Annotated in this window: 15 protein-coding genes; 5 read left to right on the top strand and 10 right to left on the bottom strand. The window is 37.9% G+C overall.

Features of this window, described 5'->3' with window-relative positions; translation table 11 throughout:
- Positions 1-97 precede the first annotated feature (97 nt).
- Entirely contained in the window at positions 98-1,324 is a 1,227-nt protein-coding gene (locus ILA26_RS10170; protein WP_292896932.1) for an FprA family A-type flavoprotein, read from the top strand.
- 12 nt (positions 1,325-1,336) lie between these two features.
- Entirely contained in the window at positions 1,337-1,750 is a 414-nt protein-coding gene (locus ILA26_RS10165) for a ferritin family protein (protein WP_292743010.1), read from the top strand.
- A 99-nt stretch (positions 1,751-1,849) separates the two neighbouring features.
- Here ILA26_RS10165 and ILA26_RS10160 read toward each other — a convergent pair whose 3' ends face one another.
- From ILA26_RS10160 to ILA26_RS10150, 3 genes are read right to left on the bottom strand one after another with little or no spacing between them, the layout of a single operon-like run.
- Positions 1,850-2,257 (bottom strand): hypothetical protein, encoded by a 408-nt coding sequence (locus tag ILA26_RS10160; RefSeq protein ID WP_292896930.1) that lies wholly within the window; start codon positions 2,255-2,257, stop codon positions 1,850-1,852.
- Complete coding sequence (locus tag ILA26_RS10155) at positions 2,188-4,008, bottom strand: right-handed parallel beta-helix repeat-containing protein (protein WP_292896928.1); 1,821 nt, start codon at positions 4,006-4,008, stop codon at positions 2,188-2,190. Before ILA26_RS10155 ends, ILA26_RS10160 begins: the two co-directional genes overlap by 70 nt.
- Positions 4,009-4,066: 58 nt before the next feature.
- Positions 4,067-4,945: a site-2 protease family protein gene (locus ILA26_RS10150; RefSeq protein WP_292896926.1), complete on the bottom strand. Its 879-nt coding sequence runs from the start codon at positions 4,943-4,945 to the stop codon at positions 4,067-4,069.
- Between ILA26_RS10150 and ILA26_RS10145 the strand changes: the two genes are divergently transcribed.
- Positions 4,911-5,180 carry a hypothetical protein gene (locus ILA26_RS10145; RefSeq protein ID WP_292896924.1) on the top strand — a complete coding sequence of 90 codons (270 nt, stop codon included), beginning with the start codon at positions 4,911-4,913 and terminating at the stop codon, positions 5,178-5,180. The genes ILA26_RS10150 and ILA26_RS10145 overlap by 35 nt on opposite strands.
- 33 nt (positions 5,181-5,213) lie before the next feature.
- Here the strand turns inward: ILA26_RS10145 and ILA26_RS10140 are convergent, their stop codons facing one another.
- The 4 genes from ILA26_RS10140 to ILA26_RS10125 all read right to left on the bottom strand — a co-directional run bounded on the left by ILA26_RS10140 (position 5,214) and on the right by ILA26_RS10125 (position 13,839).
- Positions 5,214-6,431 carry a molybdopterin molybdotransferase MoeA gene (locus ILA26_RS10140; RefSeq protein ID WP_292896922.1) on the bottom strand — a complete coding sequence of 406 codons (1,218 nt, stop codon included), beginning with the start codon at positions 6,429-6,431 and terminating at the stop codon, positions 5,214-5,216.
- 16 nt (positions 6,432-6,447) lie between these two features.
- Positions 6,448-8,586, bottom strand: a complete 2,139-nt coding sequence (gene purL, locus ILA26_RS10135; RefSeq protein WP_292896920.1) for a phosphoribosylformylglycinamidine synthase subunit PurL — start codon at positions 8,584-8,586, stop codon at positions 6,448-6,450.
- Positions 8,587-8,596: 10 nt separating this feature from the next.
- On the bottom strand, positions 8,597-11,836 hold the full coding sequence (gene ileS / locus ILA26_RS10130) for an isoleucine--tRNA ligase (protein WP_292896918.1): 3,240 nt from the start codon (positions 11,834-11,836) through the stop codon (positions 8,597-8,599).
- A 293-nt stretch (positions 11,837-12,129) separates the two neighbouring features.
- The gene (locus tag ILA26_RS10125; RefSeq protein ID WP_292896916.1) at positions 12,130-13,839 is read right to left on the bottom strand and encodes a hypothetical protein; all 1,710 of its coding nucleotides are present in this window, start codon (positions 13,837-13,839) and stop codon (positions 12,130-12,132) included.
- Positions 13,840-14,063: 224 nt separating this feature from the next.
- Here ILA26_RS10125 and ILA26_RS10120 point away from each other — a divergent pair, with 224 nt between their 5' ends.
- Together ILA26_RS10120 and ILA26_RS10115 are read left to right on the top strand one after the other, a co-directional pair.
- Positions 14,064-14,741 (top strand): DsbA family oxidoreductase, encoded by a 678-nt coding sequence (locus tag ILA26_RS10120; RefSeq protein WP_292896914.1) that lies wholly within the window; start codon positions 14,064-14,066, stop codon positions 14,739-14,741.
- 50 nt (positions 14,742-14,791) lie between these two features.
- Positions 14,792-15,118 (top strand): DUF192 domain-containing protein, encoded by a 327-nt coding sequence (locus ILA26_RS10115; protein WP_292896912.1) that lies wholly within the window; start codon positions 14,792-14,794, stop codon positions 15,116-15,118.
- On the opposite strand, the gene ILA26_RS10110 is transcribed toward ILA26_RS10115, so the two are convergent.
- From ILA26_RS10110 to ILA26_RS10100, 3 genes are all read right to left on the bottom strand, one after another.
- A complete protein-coding gene (locus ILA26_RS10110) occupies positions 15,104-15,796 on the bottom strand; it encodes a dihydromethanopterin reductase (acceptor) (RefSeq protein WP_292896910.1) in 693 nt (230 codons plus the stop codon). The genes ILA26_RS10115 and ILA26_RS10110 overlap by 15 nt on opposite strands.
- Positions 15,797-15,802: 6 nt before the next feature.
- Positions 15,803-17,071, bottom strand: a complete 1,269-nt coding sequence (gene glyA, locus ILA26_RS10105) for a serine hydroxymethyltransferase (RefSeq protein ID WP_292896908.1) — start codon at positions 17,069-17,071, stop codon at positions 15,803-15,805.
- Positions 17,072-17,134: 63 nt separating this feature from the next.
- Complete coding sequence (locus ILA26_RS10100; protein WP_292896906.1) at positions 17,135-18,292, bottom strand: MFS transporter; 1,158 nt, start codon at positions 18,290-18,292, stop codon at positions 17,135-17,137.
- Positions 18,293-18,514 lie beyond the last annotated feature (222 nt).

The following is an 18,514-nucleotide window of genomic DNA, read 5'->3' as shown; positions in this document are numbered from 1 at the left end:
GTTCGTATAAAACAAAACTATATATAAACTAATGGCTAAAAATATTAATAATTCATATGATTATGGATTATACTAAAATATTATGGAGATTTAGAAAATGAAAGCTAATGCACAAAAAATAGCTGATGGAGTATACTGGATCGGTGTACTCGATTGGGACCTCAGAACCTATCACGGTTACACATTAGACGGAACCACCTACAATGCATACATTGTATTCGGTGAAGATGAAGTGGCTATCATCGATAACGCTTACCCTGGAAAAACAAAAGAAATGATGGCACGTATCGACGACGCTTTCGCACAAGAAGGAAGAGACGTCAAAGTTGACTACATCATTCAAAACCACGTTGAAAAAGACCACTCCGGTGTTTTAGTGGACTTACACAAAAGATTCCCAGAAGCACCTATCTACTGTACCGAAATTGCAGTTAAAGGTTTATTAAAACACTACCCAGCACTTGAAGGCGCTGAATTCATCACTGTTGGAACCGGAGACTCATTGGATGTTGGCGGAAGAACCTTAGCGTTCCTCGACGCATTCTTATTACACTGGCCGGACAGCATGTTCACATTACTTGCAGACGAAACCGGTATTTTATTCCCTAACGACGCATTCGGTCAACACTTATGTTTCACACAAAGATTCTCTGATGAAATCCCTGAAAACGTATTGATGGACGCAGCACAAAAGTTCTACGCAAACTTAATCACCCCACTTTCAAAATTAGTTCTCAAAAAATTAAACGAAGTAGTGGAATTAGGTTTACTCGACTCAATCAAAATGATTGCACCATCCCACGGTCAAATCTGGACCGACCCTATGCAAGTAATCGGAGCTTACCAAAACTGGGCTACCGGTGTATGTGAAGACAAAATCACAATCATCTACGACACCATGCACTACTCAACCCAACAAATGGCTCACGAAATTGCAGAAGGAGCAATGTCTGAAGGATATGATGTGGAAATGTTCTTCTTGCACGAAGATGAAAGATCTGAAATCGTCAAAAGTATCCTAACCAGTAAAGGAATTGCTGTTGGAGACCCTACCATCAACGACGTACCATACCCAAGTATCGGGGACATCATGTACTACTTGAAAGGATTGTTATTCAACAGAACAGGCATTGAAAGAAAAGCAGTCACCTTCGGTTCCATGGGTGGAAGAGGAGGAGCTCCTGCTAAACTCGCTGAAGAATTAGGAAACTGTGGATTCGATGTTGTAGACACTCAAGAAATCTACTTTGTACCAACCGCAGAAGAAGATGATGCAAGCTACGAATTAGGTGTTGCATTAGCTAAAGCATGTAAAGAATTATAAGGATGGATTATTATGGTTAAATACGAACATGAAATTGGAATTACTAAAGGAACCCCTGTAGAAAAATTTGTTGCAGGAAACTTTGAAGGAGAAACAAACGAAGTTGGAATCTACTTAGCTATGTCCAGACAAGCTTCCCGTGAAGGTTATGGGGAATTAGCTGAAGTATTCAAAAGATTAGCTTGGGAAGAAGCTGAACACGCTGCAAGATTCTGTGAAATGAACGGAATCATCAAACCAACCCTCAAAGAAAACATCGAATGGATGATGGGTGGAGAAAAAATGGCTAACGCAGAAAAAAGAGAAGCTTCCGAAAAAGCTCAAGAAGCAGGTATTGAAACTGCAGCGGATTTCTTCCGTGAAAGCTCCAAAGATGAAGGTCGTCACTATAAAATATTAGAAGGAATCCTAGAAAGATACTTCTAAATCTGAAAGAATTTAATTATTCTTTCACCTTTCTTTTTTTATTTTAAATTGAATTCTTGAAAAAGAGTATAAAAGGAAGAATATTATTCTCCCAATTATCTAATTTATTTTTAATTTGAATTTTTGATTGATGTTGTAGTTCTTGTTTTTAGTGAGAATATTCATTTTGCACTTGCCCTTGGACAATTTCTTCAAGTCGAATTTCAAAACGCCCTTGGAACTTGACTTTACAACAACAGTTTTCTTTTTGCTTCCAACCTTCATCACTATCTTAAAGGTAATCTTTTTAATAGGCTTTCCGCTGACACTGTTTTTAACCTTAACCTTAACTTTTGAGTTTTTCTTGGCTGTCTTTGGAACTACAATCTTTGAAGTCGCCTTATTGACATTGATGGATGAAGTGAATTTGGACATCTTAATGTTTTTGTCATAAGATGTTATCTCAACGGTGTGCTTTCCGGCAGCAAGCTTGGCCGTGTTGATTGTAAATGATCCATCATCCCCCATTTAGGAGTATATGTACGATAGCTTTTGCCTGTGTAGACTTTAATTTTAATCCTTGTACCAGAAACAGGATTTTTGGTCTTGCTATTTGTTATATATCCCTTAACGGAATTGATACAACTATATATCATGGTTACCTTATTGAAGGAAACTGAGCATGGAGCTGCAATAACATTGACGCTCAATTTATTGATAGTGCATTCACCCTCATGTCTTGAGAGTTCAACGGAGTATTTGCCAACAGCTGTTTTATCAGCTACCTTAAGATATGCTATTCCCTCCTCATTTGTTTCATCTGCTGGTGAATAGAAGACTGTTTTTCCGCTTACCAATTTAATTCTGACCTCTTGTGAAACAAGAGTTTCCCAGGGAGTAGTTACTTTGACCTTAAATTTCACATCTCCAAAATATGAACTGACTGTTTGTATATTAATATCAACCGCTCCATAAACGTCAGGATAAGACTCAGAAGCTGAATTTTTAATATATGTACAGTTGTATGATGCCGCATCTCGAGTAGATGAAAAAATTGCCCCTCCTTTTTTTGCGGAATTGCCAGTAAAGGATGAATTGTATACCTCAATTTTTCCATTATTGATTTCACGTATTGCGCCGCCTGTTTCACTAGCTTTGTTAGCATTGAAGGTACAGTTTAATACTTTTAATTTAGCATTATCAGCATAAATTGCCCCTCCATATTCTGCAGTGTTTTGACTGAATTTAGATCCTATCACCTCAACATTTGAAGAATCATGATCATGAGCCAACCTGACTGCTGCACCTGAAGTGCCTGAATTTTTTTCAAAAACACAATTTTTAATTAAAGCGTATGGAGTTGAATCCAAAATCAATGCTCCTCCAACTTGTGCGTTATTGTTTTTAAAAGTTGAATTTATAAATTCAGCGGTTCCATATTCATCCAGATAAAATCCTGAATATTTATCCGCTTTATTATTATCAAACAGACAATTTTCTACATATGCATGACTTTCAATGGTTTCTATACCATCAAGTGAACTGATTAAAAGAACTGTGGCCAATTTTGCATTATTGCCTATAAATTTGGAGTCATACATATTTAAGGATGAACCTCTATCCGCATAAATTGCACTGCCCATTCCAAGTTTTGCACTGCCAGAATTATCACGGGCTATATTGCCTTTAAATGTTGAATTACGAATTGTAATATTTGTATTTTCTTGAGTGAATAATGCACCACCGTTAAGATTTTCTACAATATTACTCTCAAAAACACAATTTATAATGGTTAAATTGGAGCCTTCACCCAAACGAATTGCTGAACCACTATATACATTGGTTGTCTTTCCATTTTTAAAAGTGATATTTTCTAAAACAACATTACAATTGGAATCAATGCATAATAAACCTATAGAATTACTGCCGTCAATATAACAGTTATTTTCACCGATTAAAGTCATATCACTAGATATATAATACCCATAAGTGTTCCAAACATCAGCATCAGGATTAAATTTATAACTTTCATTTAAAGTTACAACAGAAGTTGAAAATCCATCTATCCGGTCTTCCAAATCAGTGAATGTTTTAACATTACTTTCACCAACTGAATTCTCTTCAGAAACTAAATCAACATCGACAGCATCTGTTTCAATGTCAACATCAGCCAAAACGCTTGTGTCATTCAAATCTCCTGCTTGAACTGAACCTATTACAAGCAATAAGAATATTGCACAAACAAGCATTAGTGCCGATTTTTTAATAAATTTCGTCAAATATCCCTCCTTAATAATACTATCTATTAAACCTTATTATATTAAGTTATCGTAAAAACTAAAGGAATCCTGCGACTATACTGAACACAATAACCATTGCCAAAACCATTGATAATGCATTTACAATAGGTTTATACTGCCGTTCTGACAGTTTGTAGCTGAGCAATATCTCAAGCATGTAACCTCCATCCAAAGGTTTGATTGGAAGTAGATTGAATAGACCTATACCCAGATTCAACATTGAAATCCATTGAAAGAGCTCTGCAAGCTCAAACAAAATCCATGGCAAAGGTCCCCAACTATCATTTATCAGCTCAAAATGCTTATTTGCCTGGATTCCAAAAAATCCTACAGACTCATTGTTAGGATTTTTTGCAAGGGTTATATGATAGGTGCCCTGGTCTGTCTTGACTTCCACATTATCTCTGGGTGAAAATGAACTCACAATATCAACATAGGCCTGTGAATCATTAATCCTATGATTATCAATCTCCTGCAGAACCATACCTTCCTTCAATATTCCCTCGGAAGGTGAATCAGGAACTATTCTGTCAACTGCAATTCCATCCTCCTCAAAGAATTGAGGTATTCCTGCAGACACCAATGACAAAAGAATAAGTGCAATCAAAGCCAGCGTTACATTGGCAATTGAACCCGCAGCATAAACCCTTAGTTTTGAAGATCTTTTAGCCTTCTTGAGCTTTTCCTCATCGGGTTCGACAAATGCGCCTGGAATAATCGCAAATAATAACAATCCTATTGATTTTATTGGAATTTTTTCACCAATAGCCTGTATACCGTGTGAAAACTCATGCACCACCAGTACGGTAGCAAGAGCTATCAGTCCGTAAACAAACGGAACATAAATTTGAGAACCAGGAATATCAACCCCAGGAATCACTATGGAAACGCTGGGAGTTTCAAAAACCGACGGCAATGTGGATACAATCGTCCATGTTATGAATATCATTGCTCCAAAAGCTACAATGACACCAACATTCATGTACCATCGCCAAAATTTAGGTGAAAGGTTGGAAATTCTGGATATCAGTCCCCTTAACTTTTGGGTCTTCCACATGATGACCGGAAAGTTAAGCTCCACCCCATGCGTGGACAACCTTTCTCGAAATATTGCAACCAATATCCAGATGACAGCAAAAGCTATCAAATAATAATAAATCCCATTCATTAAATTGCCTCATTAGCTACCAAAGTAGTGAATCAAATAGGACTACATCAACTAAATCGTCCTTTTGATATCCTTCATCATTTTCGTCAATGATGATATAGCTGTTCGCCTCAACCATTGACCGAATAATGCCGGAACCTCTATTGAGCACATGCTTTGCACACTCGTCATCTGACACAGCACGTATGAAATCGGTCCTGCCCAGCTGGGAAGGTATCTTAAGTTGGGATATCCTTTTTACGATATGGAAATCAAATTCCCTTCCCTGCATTTCAAAGAGGTATTTTCTTGCAAACATGTCAAACTGTGACATCGCAGCCACAGGCTGGCCTGAAAATGTGAAAACCATCTTACCGTTTACAATGCCTGCACCTGCAGGTTTTCCTGGCCTGATTGCAACGCCATGGAAGAGTATTTCGCCTAAATCGTCAACCACATCAAGAACAACATCCCCCTTACTGATTGCTGTTCCTCCTGTGGTCATGATAACGTCATAATCCTTGGAAGCCTCCAAAACTGCCTCCTTGACCTCATCGAAAGTGTCTCCTGCATGGCAGATTTCACAAATGGCTCCTGAATCCTCAACCATTGCCTTTATGGTGAACTGATTGGAATTGATAATCTTGGCCTTGTCGATTTCCTCCTTGGTCGGCTCAACAAGCTCGTTGCCTGTAATGATGAGCTTTACCTTAGGCTTCTTATAAACCTTGACGGTATCGTAACCGGCTGAAGCTATTAGGCCCAATTCCTGATATCTTATGAAGGTGTTCCTGTCCAGGATTTTCTGGCCCTTCTCGATGTCCTCGGACTTCGGACTTATGTTTTCGCCCGGAGTGACCTGGGAGTAGATTGTCAGGTCGTCGCCATCGGTTGTTGTGTACTCCTTCATCAGAACCGCATTGGCGCCATCCGGAATAGGTGCGCCTGTCGCTATGACAATGGCCTCATTATCCTTGACTGTTTTGGATGAAAAATCTCCTGCGCCAATTGCATCAACTATCTTGAATTCCTTCGGCACTGAATTTGACGCTCCAAATGTTTCCTCGGCAATCAATGCAAATCCGTCCATCGCTGACTTGTCGAATGGCGGTGAGTCATGAAATGCAATAATGTCTTCAGCCAAAACCCTCCTGTGGGCGTCATGAATGGAAATCTCCTCTATGTCAGTGACCCTTTGGTTATCGCTGATCAGCTTCATTGCATTTGACAATGAATCCAGTTTTGAAAAGAACATTCTTTAAACTCCAGGATTATACCATGTATTTTTCAATTACGCCATGATATGCATCGTTCAAATCATCATAGCTGAACTCATGGCCATTCACATTTAATGAAGTGCCTTTGACTTCCCCAATCACTTGAACAGGTACGCTGATTTGTGATAGGATGTCATCGACCGCTTCGGCCCTGACTGTCAAGAGGTATCTTGCGTGACTTTCTGAGTACAGTAACTGTATCTTATCCAGTTCATCGTCGGTGAGCTCAACATCGCATCCGAGACCTGACTTGATGACCATTTCGGAAAGTGCGACTGCAAGTCCACCTGCTGAGACATCGTGAACGGCAGTGATGTTTTTGTCCTTGTCATCTGAAATCAAGTCGAGGACTGTCTGGCCGTTTGCCACTTCCTCCTCAATTCTGATTCCTGGAGCTGTACCCTTTTCGAGGTTGTGGATGCATCTGTGATACTCTGAACCTGTCAGCTCGTCATAGGTCTTACCGATCAATAGAATCTTGTCGCCCTCGTTTTTGAAGTCAAGGGTCCTGATGTTTTCGATGTCTTCCACACCTATTACACCAACAGCAGGTGTCGGATTGATCTTGATTCCTTCGGTTTCATTGTAGAAACTTACGTTTCCGCTTATGACCGGTGCGTCGAACTTTTCAGCCACAAGGCTCATTCCTTCAATGGCTGTCTTGAATTGCCATAGGATTTCAGGGGTTTCAGGGTTTCCGAAGTTAAGGCAGTCCACTACGGCATAAGGTGTTGCACCCATTGATATTACGTTTCTGATTGCCTCTGCTACACATCCTGCTGCCCCGTCGAATGGGGACAGTTTTGTGTGGATAGTGTTGGAGTCTGTTGTAAGTGCGATTGCAGTGTTCTCATCAATTCTTAAGACCGCTGCATCATCACCAGGCTTTACGACTGTTCTGACCTGAACCTCATGGTCATACTGTTTGTAGACCCATTCCTTGGAAGCGATATTCGGGCTTGACAATAGCTTAGGCAAGGATTCGTAAACGCCAGGCTCTTTTAGTTCAATCTTTTCTGTGTCTTCAGGAACTTCCTTGATCGGCCTGTCGATTGAAGGGGGGTCGGCAAGTAGGATTGTTGGTAAATTGGCGATTTCTTCACCGTCATCGGAAATGATCATGTTGTTTCCTTCGATTACCTCACCGATTACTGATGATACGATTTCGTGCTTGTCACAGATTTTCTGTGCCAGTTCAACATCATCAGGGTTTATGACGAATACCATTCTTTCCTGGGATTCTGAAAGCATGATTTCATATGGAGTCATTCCTGTTTCCCTTAACGGTATTGCCCTAAGGTCAACCAATGCCCCATTCTTGGAGGAATCGACCAGTTCTGAAATGCAGCAGGTAAGACCTCCTCCACCTAAGTCCTTGACACCACTGACATTGATTTTTTCCATGATTTCGAGTGATGCTTCCAATACTCTTTTCTTGGTGAATGGGTCAGCCACTTGCACAGCAGGCCTGTCTTCGGTTTCACTGTCTGAAGTCAATTCTTCAGATGCGAATGTTACACCGTGAATACCGTCACGACCGGTTGTTCCACCCATCAATAGGAATACGTCACCGATGTTTGGAGCTTGTGCACGAACTATTTTGTCTTTTTCAACAAGACCCACACACATTACGTTAACTAAAGGATTTGTCCTGAATGATTCGTCAAATTCTATTTCACCTGCAACGGTTGGAACTCCAACACGGTTTCCATAGTCGGAAATTCCCTTTACGACATGCTCAAACAAGTATTTTGATTTTTCGTCTTCGATTGGTCCGAATCTTAATGAGTCGAGAAGTGCTATCGGCATTGCACCCATGGAAATGATGTCCCTTAAGATACCGCCGATACCGGTTCCTGCCCCTCCGTAAGGTTCAATAGCTGATGGGTGGTTGTGTGATTCCATACCTACAGCCAATGCATATTTATCAGTTACGCTTACAAGTCCCGCATCGTCACCCGGACCTAAAATAATGTTTTCCCCTTCAGTAGGAAAAGCCCTTAGGAATGGCCTGCTGCTTTTGTAGGAACAATGTTCTGAAAACATTACGTCGAGCATTCCTTCTTCCAATTCGTTCATTTCCCTTCCGAGGATTCCTTCAATATATTCAATTTCAGAATCTGCTAAAGTCATTTTAACACCCTTAGTTTTTAATGGAGATAATTACTTTTTCTCCTTCAATATCCCATTCTTTGGTATAATCGTTATCGTCTTTGCTGCACTCTTCAGTATCAGAAATAATTAAACTGTGTGCCCTGATTTCATGAGAGATAACTTCTGATTGAGGAACAATCAAGTCCTTGAATTCAGTGGAGGTTTCAACGCTTACGTTAATGTTTGCTTCAACATCCAAGTCAAGGTCTTTTCTCATTTCCTGAACCCTTCTTATGAGTTCACGAGCCATTGCTTCCTGTCTGATTTCCAGAGTGACGTTTGTATTTACAAATACGTTTCCACCTTCAAATTCAGATGAAACAAAATCATCAGGGAGTTCTGAATCAAATAACACTTCTTCAGAGTTTAATTCAATTCCTTCAATTTCAACAGTGCCGTTTGCATCTAAATCTGCTTTGATTTGATTACCGTCAGCCATTTTCAGGCCTTTAACTACTTTACCCATGTCCCCCTTGAGTTTAGGACCTAAGATTTTGAGGTTAGGTTTTGCATTGTATGAGAGGTTTTCAAATTCGCTGGCGCAGATTACATCTTTAGTATTAGATTGATCTTTAATGATGTCAGTCAACTCTTCAATAGCGTTCAATACATCTTCATCTTCGGATACGACTGTGATGTCTGAAACCGGCCATCTGAGTTTGTATTGTGCCATGTCCCTTGCCCTGATGGATGCTTCAATCACTTCACGGGCAACATCCATTTTGGCTTCGAGCTCTGTGTCGATTGCATCTTCATCGTATCCCCAGTCGAGCATGTGAATACTTTCAGGAGCTTCAGGATTTACTCCTTTAACAAGGTTTTCGTAAATTTCCTCTGACACATGAGGAGCTATTGGACATAATACTGTGATTAACTTGACAAGTGCAGTGTACAAGCTGTAGTATGCACCTAATTTATCAGGGTCGTCACTTTCAACCCATGTCCTTCCACGAATAAGCCTTACATACCAGCGGCTTAAGTCTTCAAGGATGAAGTTATTGATTTTTCTTGTTGCCTTGTGGAAGAATAGTTTTTCAAGGTCTTCTGCAACCTCTTTGATTAAACTGTTAGCTTTTGAGATAATCCATTTATCTTCAGATCTTAAAATCATGTCGTCTTCAGTCAATCCGATTGGGTTGAAGTCGTCAAGTGACATGTAGGTGGTTGAGAATACATAAACGTTCCATAGGATGTTGAACATCTTGTTGATGTTAAGGAGCTCTTCCCATACGAACTTAAGGTCGTCCCATGGTTTTGAAGCCCATAACAGGTAGAATCTCAATACATCTGCTCCGTATTTTTCAATTACCTCTTCAGGAGCAACTACATTACCTAATGATTTGGACATCTTGTTTCCATGCTCATCCAAGACGAATCCGTGCATCAATACTTTTTTATATGGACTTTGACCCATTGAAATCACTCCAGTACCTAATTGTGAGTAGAACCAACCTCTGGTTTGGTCATGACCTTCTGTGATGAAGTCATAAGGGAACCAGTCTTCGAATTTTTCCTTTTCTTCAGGATAGTAGAGTGATGCCCAACCGGCAACTCCGGAGTCGATCCATACGTCCAATACGTCAGGAATTCTCTTGATGGAACTTCCACATTTGTCACATTTCACTTCCACTTCATCCACATATGGCCTGTGGATAAGTTCTGAGTCGGATACATTGATTTCGGTTAAGGATTCTTCTTTTAATTCATTTAAGGAACCGATTACTTTAAGCTCGCCACAGTCAGGACATTCCCAGATTGGTATTGGAATACCCCAGTATCTTTGTCTTGAAATTGTCCAGTCACGTGCGTTGTCTACCCAATCATGGAACCTTCCTTCTCCAGCCCATTTAGGTACCCATTCAACTTTTTCAATTTCATCCAACATTTTTTGCTTGATTTCAGTGACTTTCAAGAACCATTGTTTGGTTGCACGGTAGATGATTGGGGTTTTACATCTCCAACATACACCGTATCTGTGCTCAATGGTTTCAGCCCTGTACATTAAATTTTTAGCTTCCAAGTCATCGATGATTTGTTGGTTTTCTTCTTTGGTGAATTTTCCATCGTATTTACCTGCATCTTCAGTGAAGCATCCGTCTTCACCTACCGGACAGAATATTGGAAGTCCATTAGCTTTACCCACTTCAAAGTCGTCCGGACCATGTCCTGGTGCAGTATGAACTAAACCTGTACCTTCTCCAAGCTCTACATGGTCTCCAGGCAATATTGTGTGAACTTTTTCGATTTCAGAATCAAATTCCATTTGTTTTGGAATTTCATCCGCTAAGATATAATCATAAGCTTGACCAATTAACTCTTCACCTTTTACGGTTTTGATAATCTCATACATCACTTCTTTTTCTTCAATTATTTGATCTTCCTCATCCTCGTTTTCAGCAGGAATCTTGGTTCTGTGGATTTTAACTTGCTTGCCCAATACGTCTTCCATCAGGTTTTCAGCTAAAATGTAAGTTTCACCGTCTTTTGAAACGTAAACATAATCAAATTCAGGGTTTGCACAAATTGCAAGGTTAGCCGGTAAAGTCCAAGGAGTGGTGGTCCATACCAGGAAGTAAGTGTTTTCCTCACCAGTGACCGGGAATTTAATGAAAATGGAAGGGTCCACTTTTTCTTCATATTCTATTTCAGCGGCTGCAAGTGCAGTTCCACAATGAGGACACCAGCTGATAACCCTTTGGTCATTCAAAAGTAAGTCTTGTTCATTTGCTCTTTTAAGCATCCACCATGAGGATTCCATGTATTTAGGATCAAGGGTCATGTATGGGTCATCCCAATCCATCCAAACACCTAATTGATCAAATTCTTTTTCCATGGCAATTTTGTTTTCAATTGCGAATTCCTTACATTTATCTACGAATTTATCAATTCCAATATCCTCTTCAATTTCCTGTTTGGATTGAATTCCCATAAGATGTTCAACTTTATTTTCAATTGGAAGACCGTGCATATCCCATCCGGCTTGCCTTCTTAAGCTAAATCCGTTCATGGATTTGTATCTAAGGTAAGAATCCTTGATGATTTTGTTCCAAGCTGTTCCCAAGTGGATTTTACCACTACAATATGGTGGGCCATCCAAAAATGAATATCTTTCGCCTTGTTCTCTAAGTTCATTTACTTTTTTAAAAGTTTCTTCTTCTTTCCAGAATTTTTGAACTTTTTTTTCTATTTTATCATGGTCGTATGATTTATCTGCCTCTTTTATTGGCATTTTAACTCCTCATAAATAATGCATTTAAATTTGATTTGAAAATCTGATATATGTTCGATTTTTTCCTAAACAACCTACTTCGTATCGACACACATATCAATTAATTTACAATATATATGTTTTTGTTTTAGTTAATAAATAAAGGTTATGGCAATTAGAAAAATTTTTAAAAATGTATAGATTTTTAAAGTAATTAAAATTTAGAATTACACGAATTTGATAACTTTAATGAAAAAATAATTATTTTTAGAGAATAAGTGGATTTATTAAAAAAATAGAAAAAAAATAAGAGATTATAAACCAATATTTGGAATTCTCTCATTAGTGTTTTGACCGGTCCATTTTTTGCCCATACTTGAATAAGCATTCTTGACTAGCTTCTTATCTTTTTTGGATAATTTATAATTAAGCTTGACCACTAAGCCAACACCGGCAAATTTGCTTTTGAAGTACTTGACAGAAACCCATGTAGTGGGAACCTTGCTGTCCCCGCCAACATTATAATCCCCATAAGAGTTACTTACCAAAATTTTCTTGCCGTCATGACTTACGTCTACAATGGAGACATAATGATTTGGAAGGAAAGCGATTAAGGCAGCTCCTCCTTTTGCCAATTGTTTAATGGCACTGTTGAATGATCCAGTATAGAAGTAAGATGTCTTAAACTTAGTAGTGTCCAAAGCTCTTTTTAGGTCCGGAATATTGACACCGCTTGTCACATGAGCCTTGATTTGGAAAAACTTTTCAGAGTTGTATTTCTTTAAAGCCTGACTACATACGCTTGCTGAGGTAGGGCCACAAGTATACCCTGTATTTTGAATGTCACGAACTACCGGATAGGTGTATGATTTTCCTTTAAGGGAAACTGTAATTGTTTTTGGCCAATAGTTTTTCTTTGTATTCATCTTGACAATCTTTGTATTGATTGCCCTTTCAATTACGTTCCATTTCTCACGTTTTAGGATATGATAAACTTTAGGGGATGCCTTTGTTTTGAAGAAGACATACTTTGACAATTTACCGTATAAATATAATGAATAACTGTCTCTTTTAATAACTTCACGATATTGAGACTTTTTAAGTGTGTATTGGGCATCATTGTCCCCCATGACAAACTTTGAAGGCATTGAATCAATATCCGGAACACCGTTTACTGTAGGAACCTTGGTTTTTAAAGGATTTTTCACGTCCCCCTTAACACACTTGACCTTTTTAGAGATGACATAATTTCCAAACTGGACAACAATATCATATGTTTTTGCGCCGACCATAGGCTTTATGACCACAAATCCTTCAGGACTGACCTTTTTTGTAAACACTTTCTTACCAATGGTTATCTTGACAGTCTTGCCTGAAATCGAACTTGTTGGACCTTTCAAATAGACTCTAAGATATCCGTTAGTTAGCAGTTTGGAGTTTCCGATTTGAATAGAAATTGAATTTTCAATATAGAACTTGAAAGTCTTGGAAAATGCGTTATATTTATCATCGCCCTTAAAATTGATGTTCATGGAATCGGATTTCTTTGATGAGGTAACCTTAATGCCGAACTTACCGTTAGCATCGGTTGTTTTAGAGTAAGTATTACCGTTGAAATCTATAGTTACCTTTTTATTAGGCACTGCATTGCCTTTCAAATCAGTCAAATACAAATAAAGTGTATCTCCAGATTTGACAAAATTGGTAGTGTTAGTAATTTTTAAATTTGATTTTGAAGAATCTGTGCTTGCCACAGCAACATTGTCACTACCTTGAGAAGTAGCTTCCTGAGCAGTAACATTATCACTGGCAGCAGCGGAGGTATCTTCACTTTCCTGAACGTTTAATGTTGTATTAGCGTTATCTGTACTGATTAAATCATCCTGATTGATGATTGAAACATCACTAGTGGTATCAATCTCAGAGACAGTGTCATTTACGTCTGATACTGCACTAACAACACCGCTAGCACATATTAATGCAATGATTAATGCACATATTAAATAGTAATTTTTGAAATTCATGAAAACTCACTTATAAATCAATTTCTATAAATAATATTATTATTACTAAATATTTAATATATTGCATAAGGAAGTTAATATATTGAAAAATCTACTAATAATTAATTAAGTGATAAAATGGGATTTTATAGAAAATATAATACAATATTAAAGTCAATTGATAACTTAACAAAACTTTATAAAATGACTAAAAAGGATTCTAAATCTAAAAAAGAGGAAAAGAAATGAATATAATTTATTTAATCAATTTTAACTGTCCATATTCATATATCGGAATCAACAGACTCAAGAAGGCCATTGCCAATCTTGATTTGGATGTTGAATGGGAAATCAAATCTTTTGAACTTGAACCCTTAGTGAGAAAGGAAAGTGTGAGCGCAATCGAAAGATATGCAGAAAAACTCAACATCACAGAAAAGGAAGCAGAGGAAAAGCTCATTGAAATAGAAAAAATAGCTTCAGATGACGGCTTGGAAATGAATTTCAAGGATATGACTCTTAGAAGCTCCAAGGACGCTCACAGGTTATGCAAGTTCATACAAAGCAAATATTCCGAAGACACATTAGGACTTGTTGAAGAGATTTTCAAGGCAAATTTCGTTGAAAACGAAAACATTGCCGACAATAAGGTCTTGACAAAAATTGCAGTTTCCTGCGGAATTGATGCCGAAGAGGCTGAAAAAATCCTTGAAAACAACTACTATAACATTGAAGTGGAATTGGACAGGGACGAGGCACTCACACATTCAATAACCTCAACTCCATGTTTCATAATCAGTGAAAAAGGCGAAAGGCTAATCATACCTGGTGCATTTTCAGCTGAAGATTTCGAAACAGCACTAAAGGACCTTAATGAAGGAAACCTTGAATCAAAATCATACGGCATGGGCACATTGCAATAGTGATTTGGCCATGTCAAAAACTTAAATATCTTATTTAAGATATTAAGTTTATGATTTTCAATAAAACAAACAATCAATGCATTGATATCAAAATTATCCATGCAGATACTTTTTTTAAGCGATTTAAAGGATTGATGGGAAAGAAAAATATTGATTTTGCCCTATTATTCTCAAACCTCAAAGACTCCAGCATACATACCATGTTCATGATGAGCGAAATTGATGTCTATTTTTTGGATGAAAACAACATCGTTTTTGAAAAAATCAGCCTGAAACCTTGGAAATTCCATAAGCCAAAAAAACAAGCAAAATATATTCTGGAAACAAAAAAAGATAAGTTAAAAATAAAAATAGGAGATTGCTTAGATTTTATCTAAGATCTCTTCTGGGTTTTCAAATATTTTGATATTGTCAATACTTTCAAGCTTGCGAGTATTTTCAATATCGATATCCCTCATATAGATTGTTACGATTTTGCCCTCTGAAATTGCATCGTTTGGACATGAATTTCTGCACAAACCACAACCAATACACTTTGTCAAGTCAATTTCGGAATGTGGAATAATAGCTCCCTGTTCACATACCAATGCCGCAACACAATCATCACAGTTTTCACATTTTGACAATTCTATTTTGGAAGGCAATACTGTATCAATTGGACCCGGATGAATATCAACAGGCACCATATAAACTGGTACAGCCCCTTTTCCTGCTTGTGCCACCGCATTTGTAACAAGAGTATCCGCTATCCCATAGACAATTTTTGAAACCGTATTTGCTGTAGCCGGTGAGACGATCAACAGGTCATATTTTCCTAGAGATAGGCGACCTGTTATTGGATATGAAAATTTTTGGTTGGAATCAGTGGCCAATTCCCTGTACTTTCCTCCAGTTATGCTGACAACACTTTCATAAAGTCCATACATCTTAAGGACTTCTTCCGCTGCCCCAGATAGAAATACAGTGACTTCATGCTCTTTGGCTAATTTAAGAGCAACTTGCACTGATTCACGAAGTAAATGACCAGCTCCAGTAAATGCAAAGGCTATTCTCATATTAATCTATAATTTGTGATATTCGTAAGCGTCTCTGTCAGAGAATGCGTAATCTAAAGTAGTGTATTGGTTCATGAATTCAGCTACTTCATCTGCAATGTCTTCTTTATCAACTGCGACACGTTTGATGAATCCTGCAACTTCTTCCATTTCTTTTTCTTTTAATCCTCTTCTTGTGATTTCCTGAGTACCGATTCTGATACCTGATGGGTTGTCAGAATTGTCACGGTCGTCACCAGGCAAGAGGTTTTTGTTTAGGATTACATTGTTGTCTGCCAATTCTTTTGCAATGTCGGATGCAGATCTGATTGCGCTTAAGTCAACAGCAACTTGATGGGATTGTGTGAATCCTTGTTCTTCACATAAAACGTCAAATCCTAATTCGTACATTGCTTGACCTAATGCTTGTGCGTTTTTAATGGTTTGTTTTGCGTAAGCTTCACCGAATTCTAACATTTCAGCGGTTGCAATACCTAAACCGAGCAAGTGGTGCAAGTGGTGGTTACTTACGACACCTGGGAACACTGCATTGTCAATGAGCTCTTCGTTTTCCTTGTGGGAAAGGATGATTCCTCCTTGTGGGCCAGGGAATGTTTTGTGAGTACTTCCCATCATCACGTCTGCTCCTTCTTTAAGAGGTTGTTGGAATTGTCCTCCAGCAATAAGACCTAATACATGTGCACCATCGTACATGATAGTTGCTCCAACTTCATCAGCTGCTTCACGAGCTTCTTTAATTGGGTGAGGGAATAAGAATAAACTTCCACCGAACAATACTATTTTTGGTTTTTCTTCGAGTATTTTCTTGTTCATTGCATCGATGTCGATGTTCATTATCTCTTTGTTTAATGGGTGGAAAACTGTCTTGAGTCCACGGATACCTGCAGCACTTACGTCTGCGTGGGAAATGTGTCCTCCAGAAGGCACTTCCAATGCCATTACTTTTTCACCAGGTTTTGCAAAACCAAAGAATGCTGCGAGGTTAGCGGTTACACCTGAGACAGGTTGAACGTTAGCATAGTCACAGTCGTAAACTTTGCATGAAAGCTTTTTGGTCATGTCTTCCACTTGGTCAACATATTGGCATCCTTCATAGAATCTCTGGAATGCTTGTCCTTCTGCGTATCTGTGAGCAAAATCGGTTGCTACTGCTTCTGTTACTTCTACACTTGTAACGTTTTCAGAAGCAATCAAGTTGATACTGTTTCTCATATATTGAGTATGTTCTTTTGCAATTTCTTCAAATTTTAAAATTTCGTCATGATAATTAGCCATTTACTACACCTAATATTCATATATATTTATGATTTAATTTTTGTTTATCATTTAATATATAATTTAATATTTTAGGGGAATTTTTAAAATAAAAATAACATAAACCAATAAAAGGAATGCCAATAATAAAAACACTATCCCACTTGTAAATATTGACATTACACCAAATCCATCGACTAAAAATCCTCCAATTGCAATGCCCAATGCAATTCCACCGTTCAATACGCTTAAGAATATGCCGTTTGCAAGTTCAGGGCTTTCCGGCAATACTGATGTTTCAATGTATTGGATGAGATTATATCCCATACCGTCAAGGATTCCGAATATTAGAATTAATATTAAAACTGGAAGTAGATTGTCACTTAAAAGATAGATTCCTAAAAACACTGCCGCACATACAAGCTGGAAAACAATTAATGTGGCCTTGTCTTTTTTATAGATCAGTTTTCCTCCAAGCCATGTTCCGAAAATGGAAACTACACCATAGGCAAAAAGGAATACGCTTAACTTATATGTGTAGACATGACTGACTGTCTGCAGGAAGTACGGCAGGTAATTGTAGACTATGCTTGCACCTATCGGCATCATGATGATTCCAAGAGTTGCCAGTATGAATTCCTTTGATTTAATGCTTGACAAAGGCATTTCATAGCTTTTTGACTTTCCAGGTATTGATGGGAAGAATATTATGATTAAAATCAATGTTATCAGGTTGAATAGGAAAATCCAGCTCATGGCCACCTGATAACCGAAGATTGTTCCGAATCCTGTTGTAATAGGCAATCCCACAATGCTTCCGATTGAAATTCCAAGCAATATCTTGGTAATGTAGTCCTGTTCCTGACCGGCAGGTGCAATCTTTTCACAGAATGTCAATGCGATTGAAATGAATGCAGGATAGAATACTGCTGAGAGAACCCTGAAGAATGTTGCAATGTAGATGCTGTGTGTAAATATTATCAGTATGTTTGAAATTGCAAAAATCCCAAGTATCGTGATGAATGTCTTTTTAATCTCATATTTTGAAAAGAAAATCGGTATGAACAATCCGGTTACGGCAATTGTAAATGTAAATGAGGACACATATAATCCGGAAATAGCAATTGAAGTATTGAAATACTCTGAAATCTGTGATATTATACCAATAATGCTTAATGGAGTGTTGATGCCCATTGTTGATAACATTAAAATATACAGTAACACTTTCGGATTATACTTCATGGTTTTAATTCCTCATTCTATAACAATAGTTATGTAAAAAATAGCATATAAATTTTGAGAAATTAAAATTTTAAAAAAAAGGAGTCTGTAAAATTTTATAGGCTTATTTAATTTTTATGTGATTTTGTGTCCAGTTTTGCATTTGGAAGTCTAAAAATGTTAGAATTCCATTTTTGGTCTTGTATAATTTCTTTATTTTTTCTGGGTTGGTTTGTCTGTAGT

The organism is Methanobrevibacter sp. (assembly GCF_017940815.1).
Lineage (GTDB): Archaea > Methanobacteriota > Methanobacteria > Methanobacteriales > Methanobacteriaceae > Methanocatella.
The sequence above is the reverse complement of the archived record's forward strand: the minus strand, read 5'-3'. Positions and strand labels throughout refer to the sequence as shown.